A 23,224-nucleotide genomic window follows, 5' to 3' on the forward strand; every position below is an offset into this window, starting at 1 on the left:
TAATGATTCTCACTTCATTAGCAGCATGACTAACTTCCGCTAATAATCTATTTTCACATGCTGCCTTGATTGCAGCATCGTCATACCCTTGCGTATTTGGTTCCAGGTAATTGGCTAATCTGCTTTTTTATGATTAAAGATAACAGAACTGAATGCAAATGTCCAAAATCCCAGTTGAGCTGTTCAACAAGTTGATCCAGGGATTGCTCTTCCCGCTCCAGCAAATAAATAACACGTTGTTCATCTAAAGATAGTTTTACGACAGGGAATATTCCTTGATTGGAAGTTTCACTGCTTTCCGTTGAACGTCCTCTATTGTAAGGAAGTTGTTCCGTATTTGGCAAGTCCAATTGAAACTCTTCCAATAAATCAGTGGCACAGGTCACCAATTTTGCGCCCTGACGAATCAGATTATGCGAACCTCGACTTTTGGGAGATGTTATGGGACCTGGAACGGCAAACACGTCTCTTCCAGCTTCAAGCGCAGCATCTGCAGTAATAAGTGATCCACTTCGGATATCAGCCTCAACGACCAACGTACCCAAAGTTAACCCGGCAATGATCCGATTACGTTCCGGAAACAATCCCTGACGTGCACGCGTACCCGGAGGATATTCTGACAAGAGCAGCCCTGTTTCGGCAATTCGTTCGGCAAGACTGGTGTTTTCGGGAGGATAAATGTTGTCAATTCCTGTCCCAAATACCGCAATGGTCTTACCATGTGCACGAAGAGCCGCATCGTGACAAACACTATCTATTCCTCTCGCTAACCCACTTACAATGGTCAGGCCCGCCTTGCATAATTGCTCCGCCAGCTTCTCACCAATTTTGCGTCCGTATACTGTGGGCATGCGGGTTCCTACCATTGCAATGGATTGCGTGTGCAGCAGTTTCATATCTCCACGCCCGTACATGACCCAAGGTGGCTGAACGGTTTCCTTCATTAATATGGGGTAATCCTGATCCAGATAGGTAACGACCTCAATTCCAAGTTTATAAACACTCTCTTGTCTCTGCTCAATCCATTCGATATTGAATTGTTTGGTTAGACGGGCAGCCTGATCCTTGCGTAATCCCGCAGCAATCCAATCTCCCTCTTTATAGTCCAACAAATCCATCAGTTGATCTTGTCCTGAGAGCAGTTTGGAGATTGTTTTCTTACCAATACCGTCCGTTTCATGCAGTCCAATCAAAATCCATCTTTCTTCCATATCAAAAACCTCCCATATCGGGAAGAAAATCTTCCCTCATATTGTGTGTTATGTGACAACGGAATGCAAGCGTTTACTCTCGCAGGCAAACAATCACTCTCTTTTTCACCCAGTAAAAAAACGCAAAAAAGCAACCCTTCGCCCTGTTCAGGACAAAAGGTTGCTTACCTTTTCCGTATGATCAATAGTCGGTTCACCAGAAAATTATATTCCTGAGCCGTTTCTTCTATTATAACGGAAAAGAATTAATGTGTCGTGCACAAATTCAGAATACCGCGTTCTTCAAGTACGCTCACAAGAGTCGAGCCCATTTCAGCTGGCGTTGGAGCAACTTTGATTCCGCAAGATTCCAGTTTCGCAATTTTTTCTTTGGCTGTACCTTTACCACCAGAGATGATAGCGCCTGCATGACCCATGCGTTTCCCTGGAGGCGCAGTAACACCACCAATGAAGCCAACTACCGGTTTGGTCATGTTATCGCGTACCCATTCTGCCGCATCTTCTTCAGCCGTACCGCCGATTTCACCGATCATGATGACCGCATGTGTCTGCGGATCTTCATTGAACCGTTTCAGGATATCAATGAACTCGGAGCCTTTAACCGGGTCGCCCCCAATTCCCACAGCAGAAGATTGTCCAATTCCACGTGCAGACAATTGATGAACAGCTTCATACGTGAGTGTTCCACTACGGGATACCACGCCAACATGACCAGGCATATGAATATAACCTGGCATGATGCCGATTTTGCATTCGCCTGGTGTAATAACGCCTGGACAGTTTGGTCCGATCAGAACGGTATCTTTGCCTTCCATGAAACGGTCAACCTTGACCATATCAAGTACCGGGATACCTTCGGTAATACAGATCACGAGATCCAGCTCTGCGTCCACAGCTTCCATGATGGAATCCGCTGCAAATGCCGGAGGAACGTAGATGACGCTCGCTGTTGCGCCAGTAGCTTCCTTCGCTTCCTGTACTGTATTAAACACCGGCAGACTGACTACTTTGCCATCTTCCAGCGTGATATCAACATTGGTACCGCCTTTACCCGGTGTAACGCCGCCTACCATCTGGGTTCCGTAGTCCAATGCGCCCTTCGTGTGGAACATTCCCGTTGAACCCGTAATGCCTTGCGTAATGACTTTTGTATTTTTATCAATCAAAATACTCACGTTGCTTCACATCCTTACGGTTATTTTTCAAGTGCCGGACAGCTCCGGAACTAAGGCAGCAATTTGCCCAGGAATGAACTTATTTTACGAGGGCAACAATTTTCTGTGCACCATCGGCCATGGAATCAGCAGGAACGATATTTAGGCCGGATTCACCCAAAATGCGTTTACCAAGTTCCACGTTAGTTCCTTCAAGACGAACAACCAGCGGTTTAGTCAGGCCAAGCTGCTTCGCGGCTTCAACAACACCATTGGCAATGACATCACAACGCATAATGCCGCCAAAAATGTTAACGAAGATACCCGCCACTTTGGCGTCAGACAAAATGATTTTGAAAGCTTCGGTCACTTTCTCTGTTGTCGCACCGCCCCCAACATCGAGGAAGTTGGCCGGGTCGCCGCCATAGTATTTGATGATATCCATCGTCGCCATCGCAAGTCCCGCACCATTAACCATACAGCCGATGTTGCCATCAAGTGCTATGTAGCTCAGGTCGTATTTGGAAGCTTCGATTTCTTTTTCGTCTTCTTCATCCAGGTCGCGCAGTTCCAGAATATCTTTGTGACGGAACAAGGCGTTGGAATCAAAATTCAATTTTGCATCCAGCGCGATAACGTTTCCATCTCCGGTAACAACGAGTGGATTAATTTCGGCAATGGAGCAATCTTTTTCGACAAATGCTGTGTACAACGCAAGCATAAACTTAACCGCTTTGTTCACCAACTCATTCGGAATACGAATGCTGTACGCCAGTTTACGTGCCTGGAACACTTGCAATCCAATTGCAGGGTCAATAATTTCCTTGAAAATTTTCTCAGGTGTAGCTTCAGCTACTTCTTCGATCTCTGTACCGCCTTCTTCGGAAGCCATCATCACGACGCGGCCTGTGGCACGGTCCACAACAACACCCACATAATACTCTTTGCGGATATCGCATCCTTCTTCAATCAGAAGACGCTTCACTTCTTTGCCTTCAGGTCCAGTTTGGTGTGTTACCAATACTTTTCCCAAAATTTCGGATGCGTAAGCACGAACTTCGTCGATACTTTTCGCTACTTTCACGCCGCCGGCTTTCCCCGGCCACCTGCATGAATTTGCGCTTTGACTACAGTCACCGGACTGCCCAGTGCCTCTGCGGCCGCAACCGCTTCATCGACTGTATAAGCAACCTTTCCGTTTGGAACGGTGACTCCATACTGTTTCAGTACTTCTTTTCCTTGATATTCATGGATATTCATTCTCGAATCCTCCTATCAACATGACTGCAACAAGGCGGGTTGGTAGACTAACAAAAGACAAATGTTGACTATTTTCACTTAAACCCAATTCATTGTAACATGTTTTTAAAACGCTTTCCTTAAAAAAGTAATGGTTAATAGACAGTATTTTGATATGAGTATGATCCCATATTGTGAATGCTTGGATATTAATGGAAAAAACCTCAGCTAATAAGCCAAGGTTTCTTGATAATATTACGACGATGCAATTTATTTTCTGGCTTCTTTGGTGTTCGTCTGATGGACTTTCTCCAGAAGGCCCTTGAACTGTCCCAGTAAAGATTCAAACTCTGAACTGTTCAGACATGCATCTTCCTGGATCGCTTCAGGTATAGACAAAGCTTTATGGCGAAGTTCCCGCCCGGCGTCTGTAAGTGTAATCAATACTTTTCGTTCATCCTGGACTGAACGTTCGCGATGAATAAGTCCTGCTGACTGTAAACGTTTCAGAAGTGGTGTCAATGTCCCCGAATCGAGGTAAAGCGCCTCTCCGATTTCCTTAACCGTACATTCTTCACGTTCCCACAACACCATCAAGACCAGGTATTGAGAATAGGTTACACCCAGTACCTCAAGATAGGGCTGGTACATCTTCGTAATTTCACGTGAACAAGCGTATATGGCAAAGCATAATTGATTATCCAGCTTCAAACTTTCATTCTGCATATATCTGTCTCACCTACCTATTGTGCTATTGAGCATTCTATATTCCTTATAATAGAGGTTGCCCCCTGTTATAACCGCAAGAATTTGCGAATATAAGGAACCTCCATCTATCTTATCATAAATTAGAAAAAAACAGAATAATTGAGCACAAATGATTTCACCATTCTATTTAATAGTGTTAAATTTAATTGCCTAAAATATAATAACAGGTATAGATATAATCAAAATATATAACCACATAACCAAAAATTCTTGATACGTTGAACAGCTCACCCATCTTCTACTTACACCTCCACAACTGCGCGACATTGATACGAAAGTGAATATTTTTTTATTCTGCGGGAAACTTCATGCGGAAATCTATATACAATCCCGAAGAAGGGATAGATAAGCCGTACTATGACGAGACGGGTTGACGCCCTGATTTCTTTTATATAAAATGCTTGTAGAAGCTGAGGAAGCACCTTAATTCGTAGACTGGCCCGTACTATGCGCGCCAAGGACGAAGTGAGGTGTTTCTTGTATTATGTATGGAAAACTGCATAGTGCCTGTTTATATGGAATTGACGGAGTATTAATTGAAGTGGAAACAGATTTGTCGAATGGTTTACCCCAGACGTCTATTATTGGATTGCCGGATTCGGCTATTCGTGAAGCGGTTGAACGCGTTCGTGCGGCTATAAAAAACTGTGGCTATCAGTATCCGTTACAACGGATTACGATTAATCTGGCCCCTGCGGATCTGCGAAAGGAAGGAGCTTCCTTTGATCTCGCCATTGCTGTTGGTTTACTTATGACAAGTGGTCAACTGGTACTTCCTGTACAAGAACGGACATTAGTAGTGGGTGAACTGGCATTGGACGGTTCAGTGAGATCTGTTCCTGGCATTTTATCCATGGTAGATTTGGCAAAACGGCAAGGCTTTACCTCTGTTCTTCTGCCCGCTGATAATTTGGAAGAGGCTTCGCTAATTCGGGGTATTCAAGTATTTGGGGTTCGTCATTTGCAAGATATCGTACCAGAGAGTGTAACCGCTGCAAAGAGCACGAAAGGAACGATACCAAATAAGGGGCCTGTGGTTATAAAAGACTACGCTCACCTTTCTGTTCGAATTCCAAATCACGAAAATTTGAATAACCACGAGCGCTCGAAACACACTTCATTCCTGGAGGATGATTATAGTGATGTGTTAGGACAGCATCATGTGAAGCGAGCACTCATGATTGCCGCAGCAGGGATGCACAATATTTTGCTGGTCGGCCCGCCAGGAACAGGGAAAACCATGTTAATTAAACGGCTGCCCACGATTCTTCCCCATTGTCCGAAGACGAAGCGCTGGAAGTAACCAAAGTGCTAAGTGCCGCAGGCAAACTTAAGGAAACCTCTCGCGGACTGGTTGCAGACAGGCCTTTTCGTTCACCACATCATACAATTTCCACTTCCGGTCTAATTGGAGGCGGCGGAATTCCCAAGCCGGGCGAAGTTAGTCTTGCCCACCGGGGTATATTGTTTCTGGATGAGCTGCCCGAGTTTCAGCGGCAAGTCCTTGAAGTATTGAGACAGCCATTGGAGGATCGCAAAGTCACCATAAGCCGCGCGCGAGCAGCGTTCACATTTCCAGCACAATTTATGCTCGCCTGCTCTATGAATCCCTGTCCTTGTGGATATCTCTCTGCCCAGTCTGAGGAACAACGATGTATATGCAGTCCTGCACGCGTGGCCGCGTACCGAGCCAAAATTTCCGGTCCCCTGCTGGACCGAATCGACCTTCAGGTCGAAGTGCCACCCCCAGGTGAGTGGCGCAAGGCTGGCGCTTCTCCTTCATCTTCGGAAATGCAGGCCAAAGTCATTCACGCTCATCGTATTCAGGCTGCCCGATATGCGAACAGTTCAGTTCGCTGGAATAGCCAGCTATCAGGAACTCTTCTGCGTCGAACGATTCGTCTGCCTGATGAAGCAGACTATCTGCTCCAGCAGACACTGCAAGCACTGAACCTGAGCATGCGTGCACATGATCGAATTATTAAAATGGCCCAGACGATCGCTGACCTGGACCATAATGGCGTAATTTTGACAGCTCATGTGGCTGAAGCGATACAGTATCGCCAGTTAGATTTGAATTTATTTTAAGAGAGGTCACTTCAGCAATAAAAGCTTTAAGGGGAATACATGCATCACCATTCAGCACCATGATCGGGTTCAAGCGCGATATCAGTAGATTTTAAATCTAATGTTTCATAAATTAAAACAATACAAATACCCCTGCAAGTATGTCTCCTCCGTACTAGAGGGAACGTGCAGGGGTAATTGCATGAGAATTATGTTCGAATTGTATAGCGTAAAACATATTAATTATTCAAATATAGTCAGCTTGTCCTTGGCTGGTGTACGTTCTTTGGCAGAAGGAATAACCTCTGGATACCCCATGTAAACCATGCCGATAATTTTTTCCCCAGCCTGAATGCCAAGGGACTTACGGAATTTGGGTCCGTACAGGAAAGGCTTGGTTACCCAGAAGGTACCAATGTCTTCACTCCATGCCGCGAGTAGGAAGTTCTGTACCAACGCACTCACTGCTGCAAAATCTTCATCCCAGACATTCTGGCGCGGATCTTCTTCCATGACTACAAGCATAACGGATGGGACTTGCTTGATATTCGCAGAGAACTTGTTATCCTCACCCATCTCTGCATCTATGGCGTCTGCCAGCTTATTCAGTCCATCTCCGCTAAATAGCAAAAACCGCCAAGGCTCACGCAATTTGTGATTGGGTGCCCATACAGCTGTGTCCAACAGATCAACAATCTGCTGTGTGGGAACAGCTTCTTTTTTAAATTTTTTGACGGTACGACGGTTTTCAATGGCTTCTCTTACAGCGTTACCCGTTTGGGTAGATTTACTCATAACCATGCCTCCCAGATTATAAAAATTATCCGTGACCGCAGTTCAAACCTGCGATGTGAATCGACTCATTTATAAAAAAACAAATAGTGCAGCAAACTGGATTACAATCTTGATTATACACTGATCGGTTCATAGGATTCAAAGGAATGCTGACAACATTATTTCGTTCTGGTCATTTCAGATGCAAAAAGACGACTTCGACTCTTACCCCGTGAAGGGATTCATAGAGTCAACGTCGCCTTTCTTCATTATAAGTAGCTATTTAATCAATACGGGTATGACCCTGCTCCTTCAAACTTCCCATTCACAAAATCCATTTTGTTGATTTTCTCCTGGTTGCCGGCGACATCTGTACTGAAATATTCCACTGTTTTGACATCAGGTGCATAAATTTTTATTGGTATGGTAAACGTGAGCCATTCCCCTCCATTGATTCTGTACTGGATCATTTTCAAGCCCGATCCGTTAACTTCGTCCGTTGCCTTTAACTTAAAATTAAATCCATTAATATATTGTTTCCCGCTGGATACCTCTGTCAGGGGAACTAGAGCATATTTGGTTACAGGCGGGATTTTGTCCACATTGCTCTTGAGAATAAAATCAAATGCATTGTTAGGTCCTTTCACCAAAGTTACCCTAATCGTTTGCTTGATATAACCATCCGCTTCAACAGAGATTGTGCTTGTTCCCGGAAGCTGCTGTTTCATCGTATATTTCCCTTGTTTGTCTGTTGTTGTCTGTAAACCATTGATTGTCACTTTGGCGCCTATGATCCCCTTTCCACTCTCATCGATGACCAAGCCGTTTATAGCTGCAGCCTCTTGCAGATAGAAATTCAATTTATTCGTAGTTCCATAGGATACTGTCACATATTTCGTGTAAGGAACATAGTCATTCGCATTGACCTCAACATTAATGTTTTGGGTCTGATATGCGTTAATCCCCGTGATAGCGTAGTTTCCATTCTTGTCTGTTTTAATTGTTTGGCTTACCGTTGTCGCTTTTACAATCGCACCCACAATAGGTTTTCCCGATTGGTCAGTCACTGTACCTACGATGGTGGCTGGCTCAAAGAGTACTAAATTCACTTCTTTTGTATCCCCCGGACTCAAGGTAACATAACTAAAATTCATTCCTGAATCCAAGTATCCCTTGGCTACCGCTTTAATGGAGAAATCAGTGCTTTCACTTATAGCCGTTTCAAAACGAAAATCTCCTTGGGAATCGGTCTTTACTATTTGATTTTGTGCCCCACCAGTTTGCTGCGTAATATTTACATTCGCATCTTTCACTGGAAAACCATCGTTATCAGTAATTTTCCCATAAATTTTCGAAGTTTGAGCAAGACGATTAACTTGCCCCTCCACAGAAGCATCTTTGGATGCAGCATATGTAGTTCCAGAAAGCAGCAGACCAAACACTCCGGAAAATAATAATAATACGCTTAAACGAACTATCCATTTCCATTGATTACTCATGACAATCGTTCACCTCATCCAAATATAGTAGTAAGTCCTAAGGCAATATGAGATCGTTATATCTATCTAACTAACTAGCATTTCGAGCTTCCAAAACTCCCCGCCCCATACATATTGCCAAATTCCTTCACCGCCGTTCATGGTTTCGCTAATATCCAGCACTTCCATGCGAGGGGTCTCCCACACCAGTTTCTCTTTCATTGCTGCGACAGATTGAATTTCGTTCATAGTTCACACCTCTTTTTTTAATTTTCTTTTCTCATTTTATTATAAATGATACATTTTGTATCTATTTATTTTAAGAACTTTAATCTCTTCGTCTGCTAGAAACAAGTTAGAACACAACGAAGCTGCATTGTTTATAGAATTAAAACGAACTTGAATAGGACATATACATGGTAAGGAGAAAGAGGGCACTTTATAACAGGTAACTTAGTATCATAGACTGGATTGAAACACATCGTTTGAGCTTTTATTCAGAAAATTATTTATAGATATAGCTTGTTTACAATCAGAAAAGGGAGTAAAAACAACGGTGATAAATAAATAATTTTACCAATAAATTGATACAAAATGTATTTATTTTATGAAATGAAATGTAATGTATTTTAATGTATTGTAATGTATTGCTGCTCTTAAGTTCTTTTTTACCTCTAACCGGTTCCAAATCAAAATAACCCACGAGAGAGACACTTTCTCTAGTGTCTTTCTCGTGGGTTAACACAGCTAATAAATCGCGAATATAGTAGCAACTCAAAATGCATTAATAATATGATCAACCGACACGGTTTCGCCCGCTTTATCCAGCATTACTGCAATCACATCAAAACGGATTTGATGATTGGTCTCTCCCGTCATTTGCAAATATACAGATGCGGTTGCACGTACCTGCTGCATTTTACGGATATCTACCGACTCCTGGGGTGTTCCATACTTTCCAGTTCCGCTTCTACTCCGGACTTCAATAAAAATGATCATGCCTTCATGGGCAGCAACGATATCAATCTCTCCGCTTCGGCAACGCCAATTTTGACGGAGAATCCGATAATGATGCTCCCGAAGCCAGTCGCAAGCAGCTTCTTCACCCAATCGTCCCTTTTGCTGACGTGTCAGTTTTGAAGCTGGACCCTCTTCTGATCTGCGCTCTACCATGAATCCTCTTCCTCTCGTCCAGAAGCCAGACGGTCAGCTCGATAAATATAGGTTAACACTTCGGCCACCAGTTGATACAGCTCCGACGGAATCTGTTCATCCAGATCCAGCTTGGATAACACTTCGACAAGTGCAGCATCCTCCTGAACAGGAACACCATTTTCCTTGGCTTTATCCAAGATGGCTTCTGCCACTTTGCCACGGCCTTTGGCCACCACGACTGGCGCTTCACTCTCACCAGGTACATATTTTAATGCAACGGCCTTTTTGGAGATCAGGTCCGGTTGCGAATCCTCTTCATACCCGCATGTCCACCCCTTTGTATCGTTCAGGACTGTAGTCCGAGGCAGTCATTTTCCGTTCAGCACCCGGTTCCTGGCCCACAGGCCATGGTTCTGCCTTGAAGGTCAGCAGCTGATAGCCCAGCTTGTCCAACGCCCGGTGGATCTCTTCACGCCCACTTTCCAGAAGCAATCCCATTCCTTCACGATCATTCAGGACGCGAAGACTGACGATATTATTGACAACATGCACATCCACCAGCGTTGGACCGAGACTTTTCATATCCAGATCAAACCACAGGCGGCAGTTGGAAGCATCCAGCTCCCCGCGTTGCCCCCGTCGGGACTGTATCTGGACAGAAGCTGTCTCTTCTCCATCGGGTCCCGTAATGGGGATAAACCAGTGCATCTGGGCAAAAGCAGCACTGCGATCCGTTGTCAGCAATAACTGCTGACCTGTCAGAAATTGCACGGCCTGTCCGGCGGCATCCTTGAGCGCCGCCGGTGCACCGTCGCTGCTGGCAAGCTGCAGCAGCAAGCCCTTCAGCGAGTCCGTGGTTCCCGGACTCGCCACATCCCCACGCGCGCCTGCGCAGCCGCGCCGTGCACTGCCTGCTGCTCGTGCTCTGCACCGAGCAGCTTCAACACGCGCCCCACCCACGGATCCCCCTCGTGGGTGACAGGCGCCGCCGCAGCTCCCCCAGGTGCTGCGGCACTACCGCCAGCCGGCAGCGCATCCGCGCCGGCTGGCGAAGGCTGCGGCACGCCTCCGGCAGCCGCAGCCGCCTGGCCGCCCTGCGATGCAGGGGCGGCCAGTGTCGCCGCACCGGGCTGTGCCGGTGCGGCTGTGGACGCGCTGCGCAGCGCGTCCAGCAGCGCCAGCAGCTTGGGCGCCAGCTGCGCTGCCGATGGAGCTGCTGGCGCCGCCTGTCCTGCTGCGGCAGAAAGCACCGCAGCAGCAGGCGTTTCACCGCGGCCGTCCACTCGACCGGCCGCGTTCCCCTCAGGCTGGACCGTAATCACACGGCCAGCCGCAGTATCCACAGCCGCCCCCGGTGTGCCCGGGCGGCTCCCCGCAACGCCCGCATCAGATGCACGCGGGCTCTCACCAGGTATTCCGGTTCCCGCCGGAATACCTGCACCAACCTTGCCAGCAGTTTCAATATTGCTGGCCCCTGACTTCATTCCAGTAGCTTCCGCATTTACCGAACCTGTACTTGTCTGCCCATTACCTTTCACCGCATTACCCGCAGCTTCCTCTGATCCATCAGCCACTGGAGCAGCACCTGCAGGTGTCCCAGGCACGAGTTGCCCTGTCAAGCCAGACGTTCCTCCTGTCACTCGCGCACCGCCTGACGGACCTAACGTTTCTCCCGTCTGCTCTACGCTTAACGGTACAGCCAATCCTCCCATAACGGATGGTCTCATCGTGGCTGCCCGTTCTCCACTACCTGCCGGTTTGCCCGCTGTTTGGGTCAGCATGGATTCCAACTGTTCAGCCAAACCCTTTAACAACTGATGTAGTGGCGGACCAAATACAGCCTGATGCAAGCCCTTTACAGTTTCCGCCGTAACCGGAAGACCACGCTGAAATGCAATACCTGTCGCCTGCACCCATTCTTCGACAGGCACCTGTGCAGGTTTAGCTGTCATCATATTTTGAACCATAGCTACATTATCCTTGGTTAAAGGTAACCCGCTTCGCTGCATGGATAACAATAGTTCACGATTACCTTTGGTATCCGGCAAACCTACCTCCTGAAGCAAATTGTTCAAAGAAGCCTGTGGAAGTTCTGCCAATGTGCCCGTGAGCGGCTTCATGACCGTTACTCCATTCTCACCTGGAGGCTGGACCTGAAGCAGTGTTGTTTCACCTGGTCGAAGCGGGGTTTCCAGTTTTGCTCGCACCTGTACACCCTGAATTTGAAGAACCGCATCTGCTCCATCATCGGATACACTAACTACGGACCCTCGTACAACCTGACCTTCCTTTAACTCCAGCGGTTTGGCATTTCCCGGTTTACTATCCCCCAGCAAACCACGAATCACGGAACCTATATTCAAACCCTTCACCCTCCCTCCCTGTGTGGTCTAATTAAAATAAAGTGTGCTGCTCTCCGAGCAAATTGCCGAGAAAACTGCGACGGTGCATGGGTGTAGCACCCAGAGCCATAATTTGTTCACGATGAAATTTCGTTGCATATCCCTTATGTATTGATAAGCCATATTCCGGATATAACGTATCCCAGTCCTCTTTGCAAAGCCGATCCCGGGTAACCTTCGCAATAATGGATGCTGCCGCAATGGATTGACTGTTTGCATCGCCTTTAATAATGGACAACTGAGGTATATGCACATCTACCTTTTCAGCATCTACCAACAGATAGTCCGGCACACCCTCAAGCGCTTCTACTGCACGTTTCATGGCAAGCCTTGCAGCCTGTTTAATATTCAGTTGATCAATCGTTTCCGCATCAGCATATCCGATCCCTACTGACAATGCCTTTTCCATAATGATGTCATATAATGCGTCTCGCTTTTTCTCCGTTAATTTCTTAGAATCATTAACCCCTTCCAGAATCAGATCCCGAGGCAAAATAACGGCTGCGGCTACGACATCTCCAAATAAACAACCCCGTCCAACCTCATCAATTCCGGCAATCCGTTCAAATCCGCTTTCCCAATATTCACGCTCATAGATTAGCAGATCTTTGGGTTCGACCCATTCCTTTTTCTTCTTTTGGGTTCAACCAGGGCATCCAACTGTGTCAAATCAGTTATCTCATTCATATCATTCATTACAGTGTCATCTCCTCTGCCCACTCTTGCTTCAACGCATCACTTTTATATCATTTATTATATAGACGTAGATTCCCGATTTTTGTTCTATCAAATCCAATTAAACAAGACATAAATTTCCGTGAAGCCTATAGATAATACGATGATGAGTTATTATTTTATCGGTATCTGATGGCTTAAATTGAAGATATTTAGTATTGAGCAGGCTAAATCTTTATCACTCATCATAGCATGATTTACAATCCTCAGATATACGTACAAAACAATACCATAAAGTGCAATTTACTAGAATCACCTTCCAGCTCTAGCAAAACTCCTTTATTTTGAATTCCAGTATGACAAAAAGCGACCGCTCCCGGTAATCCGGTAACGGCCGCTTCTTTCGGCAGTTGTTTCGTATTTAATAAGGAGCTTCCATAGAGAAACGTCCCATTTTGCCCGCACGCAGTTCACGCAGAAATGCTCGCGATGCCTTTTCCAAATCGATACGCCCACCACTCACAACACAACCACGTATACGGCCAACCTGTTCCATGATCGCAACGACACTGTCTGAATCATCCGCATCCTTAGAGAACTCCTGAAGTCCATATCGTTCTTCAAGAGAATCCCAGTAATAACGCATCAGGTAACTAATGCCAAAAAAGGCGATGTCTTCAGCATTCAGAATCTCTTCCTTGATTGCACCCGTTACCGCAAGACGATAACCCACGTTTTGATCTTCGAATTTTGGCCAAAGAATACCCGGGGTATCCAGCAGTTCCATTTCTTTACCCACTTTGATCCACTGTTGTCCCTTTGTTACACCAGGACGATCTCCCGTTGCCGCAATGCTCCGTCCAGCCAGTCGGTTAATAAGCGTGGATTTACCCACGTTTGGAATACCAACAATCAGTCCACGAACCGCTCGAGGGTTAATCCCTTTAGCTATTTGACGGTCAATTTTTTCTTTAAGGAGAAGCTTCGCTTGTGTTGGTATGTCTTTCACGTTGGTACCTGTTGAAGCATCTACAGGAAAAGCCGTGATTCCCTCTTTTTGAAATATTCAATCCATTCTTGCGTCACTTTTGGATCCGCCAAGTCAGATTTATTCAACAAAATCATCCGGGGTTTGCCCTGTAAAATCTCATCAATCATCGGGTTGCGGCTGGAGACAGGCAGACGGGCATCCAGCAGTTCGATGACCACGTCAATCAGCTTTAACTTATCCTGAATCTGGCGTCTGGCTCGGGTCATATGACCTGGAAACCATTGAATCGTCACCTTGTCTTCACCTCATTATTTGTTGATATACAAGCTTTAACTATAACATCCACACCGCATCACTTCGCTGGCAAAATAATCTTCCGGTCATTATTATCCCCAGATTATCTCTGCCCTCTACGTTTTAGTGTATATTTTATATTTTGCTTGTATATCCTGCATTCATATTAATGGTTAATCCACTTGATATCGCCGATCGGCCAGAAAATCACATCTGCACGACCTACAATATCCGTCAGTGACACATAACCGATCATCCGGCTATCCGTACTGTTCGGCGGTTATCCCCCATTACAAAAACATGACCTTCAGGTACTTTCCCATCCGGGAATTGCTCATTAGGGAAGTCCTTCACGTTGTAGGTTCCACCGTTCGCTTCAGCAGCATCGATGGCTCCCTGAATGTAAGTCTCATCGACTTTCTTACCATTGACCAGAACCGTATCGTCCTGAACCTCAACGGTATCGCCCGCAACAGCAATGACACGTTTAATGAAATCACGGCCTTCAGATGGAACGTGGAATACGATAACTTCTCCGCGCTGTGGTTCCCTGATATCATATAAAATTTCATTGACGATCACACGTTCACCAGTATGGAAATTCGGCTGCATGGAAGGCCCGTCCACAACAAACGGTTTGAACAGCAACCACCGAATTAAAATGACAAGTACTAGTGCAATCACGATGGCTTTGAGCCATTCGAAAATTTCATTTTTGGCTTTTTTGGATCGACTGCCTTTCTCTTCGGCAGCATTGCCCTGGTCCTGTTGAACTTCCTGTTCCATTAATGATCTTCCTCTCTTCACAGTACATGTTATAGCAGTTTTTACACATCATCAGTTATGTAATCTTACACGCAAGCATTACCAGTACATTTAATCCACAATTCAAATGTTCTTCAATAACTGATTTCACAAGCCTCCCGGACTATTCGCGCATGTGCCGCCATACCATTTTACTCGGAAGTGCACCTCCGGTTCAACTTTTCCCGGACAAAAACGAAAAGGGCTTGTCTCCAAGCCCTCCCCGGTATCCGTTATATTAACGAATTTCTTTAATTCTCGCTGCTTTACCGCGTAGTTCACGAAGATAATAAAGCTTCGCACGACGCACTTTACCACGGCGAGCCACTTCGATTCTATCGATTTTAGGGGAATGAAGCGGGAAAGCTCTTTCCACACCTACACCGTAAGAAATTTTACGAACTGTAAAAGTCTCACTGATTCCACCACCACGGCGTTTAATCACAACACCTTCGAACAATTGGATACGCTCACGAGTTCCCTCGATTACCTTAACGTGCACTTTCAAAGTGTCACCAGGACGAAAACTCGGAATATCCTTACGAAGTTGTTCTTGTGTAATCGCTTGAACGATATTCATCTATGACTCCCTCCTTCCGTACAGGCGTTCATACTTCTTCCAGAGAACACCTTGTCTCCTTCATTATCCATAGAGGACCGCCGTATTCCACATAACAGACTTATTGTATCACGCACCATAACAAAACACAAGGAAAAATAAACAAATTAGAAGTTCCACCGCGATGGATCGTCATGATTAGTATTCTGGAATAAGTCAAGCATTAGACGGAAAAAATACTGTAACTTTCTGTCAAGAAAGATCGTCTATGATATAGCTTGTTGGATTACGTGCTAATACATCTAAAATGTAATTCCATGAAGAAATGAAATGGTAAAAGGAGAACCTGTTGACTTATGAAACTCTTCAAAAAAATCGCTCTTGCTGCACTCGCTCTACTCACTTGTTCCATTACAATGTATGCGTATGCGGTAACACATCCTACCAATGCAATGTCCCACAAAGCATGCACGTCCTGGGATATGGTAAAACGTAAGGCATTTCTAATGTCTCACTCCGAGTATTCCAGCAAACCTGTACTTGATCAGGCTACCTTTCACATCGCACAAGGTTCGGCTACTGAAGTACCTGTACTGATGTATCATTACATACAGCCCAAAATCAACAACCATGAAAAAAACAACAAATCGATCATTAATCTGGAAGACTTCGAAGAAAACATGAAATATCTGCATGAAGAAGGTTACAACACAATAACACTGGAGCAGCTTGAGCAATACGTGAATGGACAGATCTCCCTGCCCCAAAAGTCTATTGTCATCACCTTTGATGATGGTTACCAGAACAATTATACTTTAGCCTACCCTGTGCTCAAAAAATATAATTTCCATGCTTCCCTGTTTGTCATCGGCAGCAAAATTCAGGATCAGCCTTCGGCTTTTGATCCAGACAAAAAAACGTTTATCTCCAAACAGGAGATGCAGGCCGCTAAGGACGTTTTTGAGTTCAATAGCCATACCTATAATCTGCATCACAAGGGATATATGCGTTGCGGTGACAACGTGCCCGTCGGACTCGACACAAGTCTGCTGAATGATGACGTCAAACTAATGAAGGAAACCGGTATAGACACGCCGTATATGGCCTATCCTTTCGGTTATACCAGCACGCAGATGATCTATCAACTGCAGAAAAATGGGTATCGCATGGCCTTTTCCGTACGTTCAGGTTTTGTTCGACCCGGGGATAATCCCATGAAGCTCCCACGATTAACGGTTACGACCGGAACTGACTTGGCTGCATTGCTCCACCCTGAATCAAACCAACAGGAAATCCTTCCTGTCGTAGAGATCAGTCATTAGGCTAGATTGAAACTTCCCCGCCCGGATAAAGAGTCGAGCTATACAGTCTTTTCGGCTGAAGCTGGGCTCTTTTTATGTCCAAAGCGGTTGGAGTAGTTATATCCATCACTGAGCTGGAATAGATTACTGCCTCATGTGCATCATAGATGATGATCTGTTCCCTGCCGCTCTGACACAAGTCAGCATGTACGGCATAGCCCTCTTTTTCAAATACTGCAACCGTTTGCATGTGACCATTGACCAAAGATGGTAAAACGCCCCCACCTCGACGATAAGCCAAGATGTAGTCAGGCCCGCTATCATCCCAGTTCTGTACAGGCTCGATAATCGTTAACCATCCACGAGTTTTACGATCTTCTTTCCATAGTTCTTTTCCTTCGCTATCCAGCATAAACATTCCATCCTTGCCATTTTCGTCGCCACGAATAATCCGATCCAGGCCTGCAATCTGTAAACCTAGCCTTCCCGAACAAAATTTCCCCAATGCGATATGCTGTGATTCAATCGAATCCTTATAACGCCATATCTCATTACCATACCGATCCATCATCACTGTGACACTGCCACCGATAACAATTTCAACCTCCCCATCCCCGTCCACATCGCCAAACCATATACAGTCTGCGTGATCATCAAGATTCTGACAGGACCATAATAATGTTCCATCATGATCCAGCATGTCATACCCGGCCATCACTTCATCCTTGCCATCCCCATCGATATCGTAAACCCACGGAAAATGACCTATATTGCCTTCGTGCTTCCACAACAAATTGAAATCATGGTCTAATGCCCATAACGTCTTATAACGATCCTTCAGCAGGATATCCATTCTGTGTAGCTCTCCAGTGAGGTTGGCAAGAATAATACAGTCATGCGCTTGTTCTCCAGGCAGATCATGACGTTTCTTTATCTCTCCCGTTCTTCCGTCCAGAATAAGAAATTGCTTGTTCATTACACACAGCACTTCATTATTTCCGTCCCCATCCCAATCTGCGATCTGAGCAGGATAGTCTGACCCTGGACCCCCTGCATCCGGATCCGGTGTTCCGACCTGCCAAATTAATGTTCCATCCAAATCATATGCCGACAAACAGCATACCTGATGCGGAACGTAACGATCGTCTATGCCTCCATCTGCCTGCACCAACAGCATCTCAAGCCTGCCATCTCCATTCAGATCGCCCAGAAGCATCTTGCAGCGCTCTCCTGCTTTGCTAATATTCACTCTACCAATTTCATAAGGCTGATGATCCATATCTTCTTCCTCCTCAGCATATCGTCTTCATACGCTTCTAGCTGAGATTACAATAAAGATATTTCCCAATTTAAACAACCCTATTTCGGAACATGCAAAAAAGTCCAATGTGGCAAAAATGTTCTATACAAAAAAGGCCAACCTTTATATCACAAGGCTGACCTTTCAAGCTTTTACATTAGTTTTTATTCCGTGCTTACACGAGATATTAAATTACTCTGCACTCTTTTCACGTTCGGAACGCAGCTTGTTTAGCCAAATTCGTTCTTTGTCCGTCAAATCCGCCGTTTCCAACAGATCCGGTCTGCGTTCCAACGTACGAAGCAAGGACTGCTCCCTGCGCCACGCCTCAATATTTAGATGATGTCCGGATAACAGCATATCCGGCACCTTCATGCCTCTGAATTCGGGAGGACGTGTGTAGTGTGGGTATTCGAGCAATCCGGTACTGAATGAATCCGTTACAGCACTTGTCTCATTACCCAGCACACCCGGAATAAGGCGCACAATACTGTCAATCGCCACCATCGCAGGCAGCTCGCCACCCGTCAACACGTAATCACCAATCGACAATTCGTCTGTCACGAGAAACTCACGGATACGCTCATCGTAGCCTTCATAATGTCCGCAAATAAAAATCAGATGATCCTCCTGAACAAGTTCTTCTGCTTTTGCCTGTGTGAACGTCTCCCCTTGTGGGCACATGAGAATAATACGTGGCGGTTTCATCGTTGCCGCGGCTTCGCCACGTTGCTCCAATACATCCTCGACAGCAGCAAAGATTGGATCTGGCTTTAATACCATACCCCCACCTCCACCGTAAGGTGCATCGTCGACTGTGTTATGTTTGTTGGTGGCATAATTCCGAAAGTTTGTTGCTCCCAGGGATACAAGCCCCTTGGTTTGGGCTTTGCCGAGAATGCTCGTCCCAAACACGCCTTCAAACATTTCCGGGAATAGGGTTAATACATCCACTTTCATGTTACAGCAGCCCTTCCATCAGGTGAATCTTGACCTGCTGCTGAGCAACGTCTACGTCAAGAACAACATCATCAATGACCGGAAGCAGAATTTCTTTGCCTGCTGGTGTTTTGACAACCCATACATCATTCGCTCCAGGAGTCAAAATCTCAGTGATCGTTCCAAGTGTTTCGCCTTCATCTGTAATAACCGAACACCCAACAATTTGGTGGAAGTAGTATTCGTTCTCTTCCAGCTCAGCCAAGTTTTCTTTCAATACTTTGGCCATGCCACCCTTGAACTTTTCGACTTCATTGATATTTCCGTATTCTTTCAGACGAAGAATGTACATATTTTTATGCAAACGCGCAGATTCCACATTAACTAATACGGGATGATTATCCGGTGTAAAAAGAAACAGTTCCGCATCTTTAGCGAACCGTACTTCCGGAAAATCGGTTAAAGGCATAATTCTCAACTCACCGCGAATGCCATGCGTATTGACGATCTTCCCTACATTCATAAATTCTGCCATAAGTTCCTCCTGCAATCCATTCATATTGGTACTCATATGTGATGATCTCCCTGCGACCGTTCCGGTTATGGACCGTTCTTCGGATCGCTGTTATCTTAACGCTTCTTCAGAATCGATTCCGTACCCTTCACTACTTCCGCAGATAATCATACTTGACGAGCTATTTCAATCCTATTATTTAAGTTTCAGCATGCACGAAAAGGGGCTAGGACATGCATCCTAACCCCCTTTCGTATATCTTTAAGATATGATATCGACGGTTACCCGTTTATCCATCTTAACTGCTGCTGATGTGACGACCGTACGAAGAGACTTTGCGATTCGTCCCTGTTTACCAATCACTTTCCCAACATCGTCAGGATGAACGGTTAACTCATATACGACAAGCCGATCTTTCTCAACCGTCCGAACCGCCACATCTTCCGGATGATCGACCAAAGCCTTAGCAATTATGCTTACTAATTCTTCCATAGATGACCCTCCGAATCAGCACCTTATTTAGTCAATTTAGACTCGTGGAACTTCTTCATCACGCCCGCTTTGCTCAGCAAGTTGCGGACAGTGTCGGATGCTTGCGCACCGTTTTGAAGCCATTGCAATGCTTTATCTTCATCGATCTTAACAACAGCCGGTTGTTCAACCGGGTTGTAGTAACCGATCTCCTCGATAAAACGACCGTCACGTGGGGAACGGGAATCCGATACCACTACGCGGTAGAAAGGAGCTTTGTGAGCACCCATACGTTTCAGACGAATACGAACTGCCATTTGAAAATTCACCTCCTTCAATGAAATCTGTATATCGTTCAGCTGCAATTGAAATCAACGGAAAGGAAACTTCATTCCTTTACCCAGACCCTTAAGCTGCTTCATCGCTTTATTTTTGCCGCCTTTAGGTCCCATCATATCCGAGAACTGTTTCATCATGCGGCGCATCTCATCAAACTGCTTGATCAGACGATTTACTTCAGCCAGGGATGTTCCACTACCTGTAGCAATCCGCTTCCGGCGGCTATGGTTGATCATATCCGGGTTACGTTTCTCTTCGGTCGTCATGGAGTACACGATCGCTTCGATCCGGCCCATCTGTTTATCATCAACCTTCAGGTCCTTGGCTTGTTTCATCTTGCCCATGCCAGGAATCATATCCATAATCTGATCGATTGGTCCCAGCTTTTTCACTTGATCCATTTGCTCCAGGAAATCTTCGAACGTGAATTCTGCATTACGCATCTTCCGTTCCATTTCCTTGGCTTTTTCGGTATCAATGTTGGACTGTGCCTTCTCGATCAGAGAGAGCATGTCACCCATACCAAGAATACGGGAAGCCATACGCTCTGGATGGAAAGGCTCAAGTGCGTCCAGTTTCTCTCCAAGGGAGGCAAACTTGATCGAACAACCAGTGACGGCTTTAACAGAAAGCGCGGCACCACCACGAGTATCTCCATCAAGCTTGGTCAGAACCACACCTGTCAGATCAAGCTGCTGGTTAAAGTGTTCTGCCACATTAACTGCATCCTGACCTGTCATGCTGTCCACGACAAGCAATACTTCATCCGGATTCACTACGCTGTGAATCTGACGAAGTTCTTCCATCAATTCTTCATCGACATGCAGACGTCCAGCTGTATCGATGATGACATAATCATTACCGTTATCCTTGGCATACTGCAGACCCTGACGTGCGATCTCTACAGGGCTTGTCTGATCTCCCAGTGTAAATACCGGCGCTTTGATCTGCTCGCCGAGCACTTGCAACTGCTTGATCGCTGCTGGACGATAAATATCTCCTGCAACAAGTAACGGTCTGCTGTTTTGCTTTTGCAGCATCTTGGCCAGTTTACCGGATGTCGTCGTTTTACCCGCACCCTGCAAACCAACCATCATCAGTACCGTAGGCGGTTTGTTGGCTTTGGCCAGCTTCGACTGGCTTCCACCCATCAAATCCGTCAGTTCCTTGTTTACAATGTCGATAATGACCATTCCGGGCGTGAAGCTCTCCATCACTTCTTTGCCAACAGCCTTCTCTTTCACCTTGGCGATGAATTCCTTGACCACTTTGAAGTTTACATCCGCTTCGAGCAATGCCAGACGTACCTCGCGCATAGCTTCGGCAACATCTTCATCAGACACCTTGCCTTTGCCGCGCAGCTTGCTGAACACATTCTGCAATCGGGTCGTTAATCCTTCAAATGCCATGATCCCACCTCCTTAAGCTGTAATACTGTTTTCAGGACTGATACGTTTCGTTCAACTCTTACGAACTATTCTCTGAGCTGATGAACAATATCGTTTATTTGTTGGTTGTTATCAATGGAAACGCCTGCGCGCTCCAATGCATTTTGCAAATCTTCAAGATTACGGTTGCGCCGTTCGTGCTTCTCCAGCAAGCCAAGCTTGCTTTCGTAATTTTCCAGCATTTGTTCGGCACGCTTGATATGCTCGTATACCGCCTGGCGGCTGATCTCAAACTCGGCTGCAATCTCGCCCAGCGAAAAATCATCATGAAAGTAATACTTTAGAAAAGTCTGCTGTTTCTCGGTAAGTAAGCTTTCATAGAAAGCAAACAGCAAGTTAATCCGGTTTGTCTTCTCAAGCCGGTTTTCTTGACTCATAACGGGGCACTCCCTTCGTCAAGGAAAAACACTTTACACTCTTGCAACGTTCCTAATAATACCTAAAACAAATCAGGTTGTCAAGCAAAAATACTTGTCACAATAAAAACGTGCATCTGGAGCTCATATTTCGTGCCTACAGGGTTGATCTCAGCCATTCATCTACTGTAAATTACAGCCTGCTTTGTCCTTTATATAGAACAAAAAACGAATGCGTCTCCCCAGGTGGAGCCGATTCGTTTCACATGACCTCCCGCCCCTAACGAAGAGGAGTCAGGTATATTAATACCATAAAGAAATGAAGAATACTGCCTGCCAGCACAAACAGATGCCAGATCGCATGGTGGTACGGAAAACCACGCCACACATAAAAAAGTGTACCTAGCGTATACATCAGTCCTCCAGCAACCAGCAGCACGATTCCGCCTGTAGGAATGGCAGCCACAAGCGGTTGCCAAGCAATAATGATGAGCCAGCCCATCGCAATATAGAAAATCGTGGACATGAATAGGAACTTTTTCGTAAAAAACGCCTTAAAGATCACGCCGAATAATGCAATTGCCCAGATCACACCGAACAAGCTCCAGCCAAGCGTGCCGCGAACAGCAATAAACAATAGCGGAGTGTATGATCCCGCAATAAACAAATAAATTGAAGAATGGTCAAAAATTTCAAACAAATCTTTTACTTTGCCATCTTTCCAAGCATGCACGAGTGTTGAGCTTGTATAAAGCAGCAGCATCGTGATCCCGTAGATCGTGAAACTGACCACATGCCAGGCTGTGCCTTTCATACTGGAAACTACAATCAATAGCACCAGTGCAGCTACACTGAGCGCAGCGCCGATACCATGTGTCACCGCATTGGCGACTTCTTCACGGCGGGAATAGGTATAGGTGTTGGCCATTTCAACCGTCCTTTCTAATCCTGAGGAATTGCCTGTTTTATTTTATTATACACGTAT

At 45.7% G+C, this 23,224-nt stretch carries 21 protein-coding genes and 4 pseudogenes; 2 read left to right on the forward strand and 23 right to left on the reverse strand.

Features of this window, described 5'->3' with window-relative positions; genetic code table 11:
• Window positions 1–80 precede the first annotated feature (80 nt).
• The 4 genes and pseudogenes from dprA to ACTWJ7_RS23275 form a co-directional block, all read right to left on the reverse strand.
• The gene (gene dprA, locus ACTWJ7_RS23260; RefSeq protein ID WP_301879254.1) at window positions 81–1,211 is read right to left on the reverse strand and encodes a DNA-processing protein DprA; all 1,131 of its coding nucleotides are present in this window, start codon (window positions 1,209–1,211) and stop codon (window positions 81–83) included.
• Between the two features lie 245 nt (window positions 1,212–1,456).
• Window positions 1,457–2,386, reverse strand: coding sequence for a succinate--CoA ligase subunit alpha (gene sucD / locus ACTWJ7_RS23265; protein WP_024630202.1), 930 nt, complete (start codon window positions 2,384–2,386; stop codon window positions 1,457–1,459).
• A 79-nt stretch (window positions 2,387–2,465) separates the two neighbouring features.
• Window positions 2,466–3,625: pseudogene (sucC, locus tag ACTWJ7_RS23270) on the reverse strand (ADP-forming succinate--CoA ligase subunit beta).
• Between the two features lie 249 nt (window positions 3,626–3,874).
• A complete protein-coding gene (locus tag ACTWJ7_RS23275; protein ID WP_024630200.1) occupies window positions 3,875–4,330 on the reverse strand; it encodes a MarR family winged helix-turn-helix transcriptional regulator in 456 nt (151 codons plus the stop codon).
• A 526-nt stretch (window positions 4,331–4,856) separates the two neighbouring features.
• On the opposite strand from ACTWJ7_RS23275, the pseudogene ACTWJ7_RS23280 reads away from it, so the two are divergent.
• Window positions 4,857–6,460: pseudogene (locus ACTWJ7_RS23280) on the forward strand (YifB family Mg chelatase-like AAA ATPase).
• A gap of 222 nt (window positions 6,461–6,682) precedes the next feature.
• Here the strand turns inward: ACTWJ7_RS23280 and ACTWJ7_RS23285 are convergent.
• The 11 genes and pseudogenes from ACTWJ7_RS23285 to rplS all read right to left on the reverse strand — a co-directional run bounded on the left by ACTWJ7_RS23285 (window position 6,683) and on the right by rplS (window position 15,592).
• Window positions 6,683–7,234 carry a nitroreductase family protein gene (locus ACTWJ7_RS23285; RefSeq protein ID WP_301879256.1) on the reverse strand — a complete coding sequence of 184 codons (552 nt, stop codon included), beginning with the start codon at window positions 7,232–7,234 and terminating at the stop codon, window positions 6,683–6,685.
• 266 nt (window positions 7,235–7,500) lie between these two features.
• The gene (locus tag ACTWJ7_RS23290; protein ID WP_301879257.1) at window positions 7,501–8,712 is read right to left on the reverse strand and encodes a carboxypeptidase-like regulatory domain-containing protein; all 1,212 of its coding nucleotides are present in this window, start codon (window positions 8,710–8,712) and stop codon (window positions 7,501–7,503) included.
• Between the two features lie 66 nt (window positions 8,713–8,778).
• On the reverse strand, window positions 8,779–8,940 hold the full coding sequence (locus ACTWJ7_RS23295) for a paeninodin family lasso peptide (RefSeq protein WP_301245952.1): 162 nt from the start codon (window positions 8,938–8,940) through the stop codon (window positions 8,779–8,781).
• Window positions 8,941–9,465: 525 nt separating this feature from the next.
• Window positions 9,466–9,864 (reverse strand): YraN family protein, encoded by a 399-nt coding sequence (locus tag ACTWJ7_RS23300; protein ID WP_079346990.1) that lies wholly within the window; start codon window positions 9,862–9,864, stop codon window positions 9,466–9,468.
• Window positions 9,858–10,142 (reverse strand): EscU/YscU/HrcU family type III secretion system export apparatus switch protein, encoded by a 285-nt coding sequence (locus ACTWJ7_RS23305; protein WP_443146412.1) that lies wholly within the window; start codon window positions 10,140–10,142, stop codon window positions 9,858–9,860. The genes ACTWJ7_RS23300 and ACTWJ7_RS23305 overlap by 7 nt, the downstream gene beginning before the upstream one ends.
• 19 nt (window positions 10,143–10,161) lie before the next feature.
• On the reverse strand, window positions 10,162–10,719 hold the full coding sequence (locus ACTWJ7_RS23310) for a hypothetical protein (RefSeq protein ID WP_443145907.1): 558 nt from the start codon (window positions 10,717–10,719) through the stop codon (window positions 10,162–10,164).
• The gene (locus tag ACTWJ7_RS23315; protein WP_443145908.1) at window positions 10,689–12,209 is read right to left on the reverse strand and encodes a hypothetical protein; all 1,521 of its coding nucleotides are present in this window, start codon (window positions 12,207–12,209) and stop codon (window positions 10,689–10,691) included. Before ACTWJ7_RS23315 ends, ACTWJ7_RS23310 begins: the two co-directional genes overlap by 31 nt.
• 31 nt (window positions 12,210–12,240) lie before the next feature.
• On the reverse strand, window positions 12,241–12,852 hold the full coding sequence (locus tag ACTWJ7_RS23320) for a ribonuclease HII (protein ID WP_036665216.1): 612 nt from the start codon (window positions 12,850–12,852) through the stop codon (window positions 12,241–12,243).
• Window positions 12,853–13,344: 492 nt separating this feature from the next.
• Window positions 13,345–14,207: pseudogene (ylqF, locus tag ACTWJ7_RS23325) on the reverse strand (ribosome biogenesis GTPase YlqF).
• Window positions 14,208–14,374: 167 nt separating this feature from the next.
• Window positions 14,375–14,994: pseudogene (lepB, locus tag ACTWJ7_RS23330) on the reverse strand (signal peptidase I).
• Between the two features lie 256 nt (window positions 14,995–15,250).
• Window positions 15,251–15,592: a 50S ribosomal protein L19 gene (rplS, locus tag ACTWJ7_RS23335; protein WP_024630190.1), complete on the reverse strand. Its 342-nt coding sequence runs from the start codon at window positions 15,590–15,592 to the stop codon at window positions 15,251–15,253.
• 335 nt (window positions 15,593–15,927) lie between these two features.
• Here rplS and ACTWJ7_RS23340 point away from each other — a divergent pair, with 335 nt between their 5' ends.
• A complete protein-coding gene (locus ACTWJ7_RS23340; RefSeq protein ID WP_079346998.1) occupies window positions 15,928–16,893 on the forward strand; it encodes a polysaccharide deacetylase family protein in 966 nt (321 codons plus the stop codon).
• Window position 16,894: 1 nt separating this feature from the next.
• Here the strand turns inward: ACTWJ7_RS23340 and ACTWJ7_RS23345 are convergent, their stop codons facing one another.
• From ACTWJ7_RS23345 to trhA, 8 genes are all read right to left on the reverse strand, one after another.
• Window positions 16,895–18,151, reverse strand: coding sequence for a hypothetical protein (locus ACTWJ7_RS23345; RefSeq protein ID WP_301879260.1), 1,257 nt, complete (start codon window positions 18,149–18,151; stop codon window positions 16,895–16,897).
• A gap of 213 nt (window positions 18,152–18,364) precedes the next feature.
• Window positions 18,365–19,132 (reverse strand): tRNA (guanosine(37)-N1)-methyltransferase TrmD, encoded by a 768-nt coding sequence (gene trmD, locus ACTWJ7_RS23350; protein WP_079347002.1) that lies wholly within the window; start codon window positions 19,130–19,132, stop codon window positions 18,365–18,367.
• A 1-nt stretch (window position 19,133) separates the two neighbouring features.
• Window positions 19,134–19,646 (reverse strand): ribosome maturation factor RimM, encoded by a 513-nt coding sequence (rimM, locus tag ACTWJ7_RS23355; protein ID WP_079347286.1) that lies wholly within the window; start codon window positions 19,644–19,646, stop codon window positions 19,134–19,136.
• 240 nt (window positions 19,647–19,886) lie between these two features.
• On the reverse strand, window positions 19,887–20,117 hold the full coding sequence (locus ACTWJ7_RS23360) for a KH domain-containing protein (RefSeq protein WP_024630185.1): 231 nt from the start codon (window positions 20,115–20,117) through the stop codon (window positions 19,887–19,889).
• Window positions 20,118–20,140: 23 nt separating this feature from the next.
• On the reverse strand, window positions 20,141–20,413 hold the full coding sequence (gene rpsP, locus ACTWJ7_RS23365; protein ID WP_024630184.1) for a 30S ribosomal protein S16: 273 nt from the start codon (window positions 20,411–20,413) through the stop codon (window positions 20,141–20,143).
• 54 nt (window positions 20,414–20,467) lie between these two features.
• Window positions 20,468–21,844: a signal recognition particle protein gene (gene ffh / locus ACTWJ7_RS23370; protein ID WP_301879266.1), complete on the reverse strand. Its 1,377-nt coding sequence runs from the start codon at window positions 21,842–21,844 to the stop codon at window positions 20,468–20,470.
• A 65-nt stretch (window positions 21,845–21,909) separates the two neighbouring features.
• Window positions 21,910–22,260, reverse strand: a complete 351-nt coding sequence (locus tag ACTWJ7_RS23375) for a putative DNA-binding protein (RefSeq protein ID WP_024630182.1) — start codon at window positions 22,258–22,260, stop codon at window positions 21,910–21,912.
• Between the two features lie 259 nt (window positions 22,261–22,519).
• A complete protein-coding gene (trhA, locus tag ACTWJ7_RS23380; protein ID WP_024630181.1) occupies window positions 22,520–23,167 on the reverse strand; it encodes a PAQR family membrane homeostasis protein TrhA in 648 nt (215 codons plus the stop codon).
• Window positions 23,168–23,224 lie beyond the last annotated feature (57 nt).

Origin of the sequence: Paenibacillus sp. 1A_MP2 (assembly GCF_052244825.1) — a bacterium.
Classification (GTDB): domain Bacteria; phylum Bacillota; class Bacilli; order Paenibacillales; family Paenibacillaceae; genus Paenibacillus; species Paenibacillus vandeheii.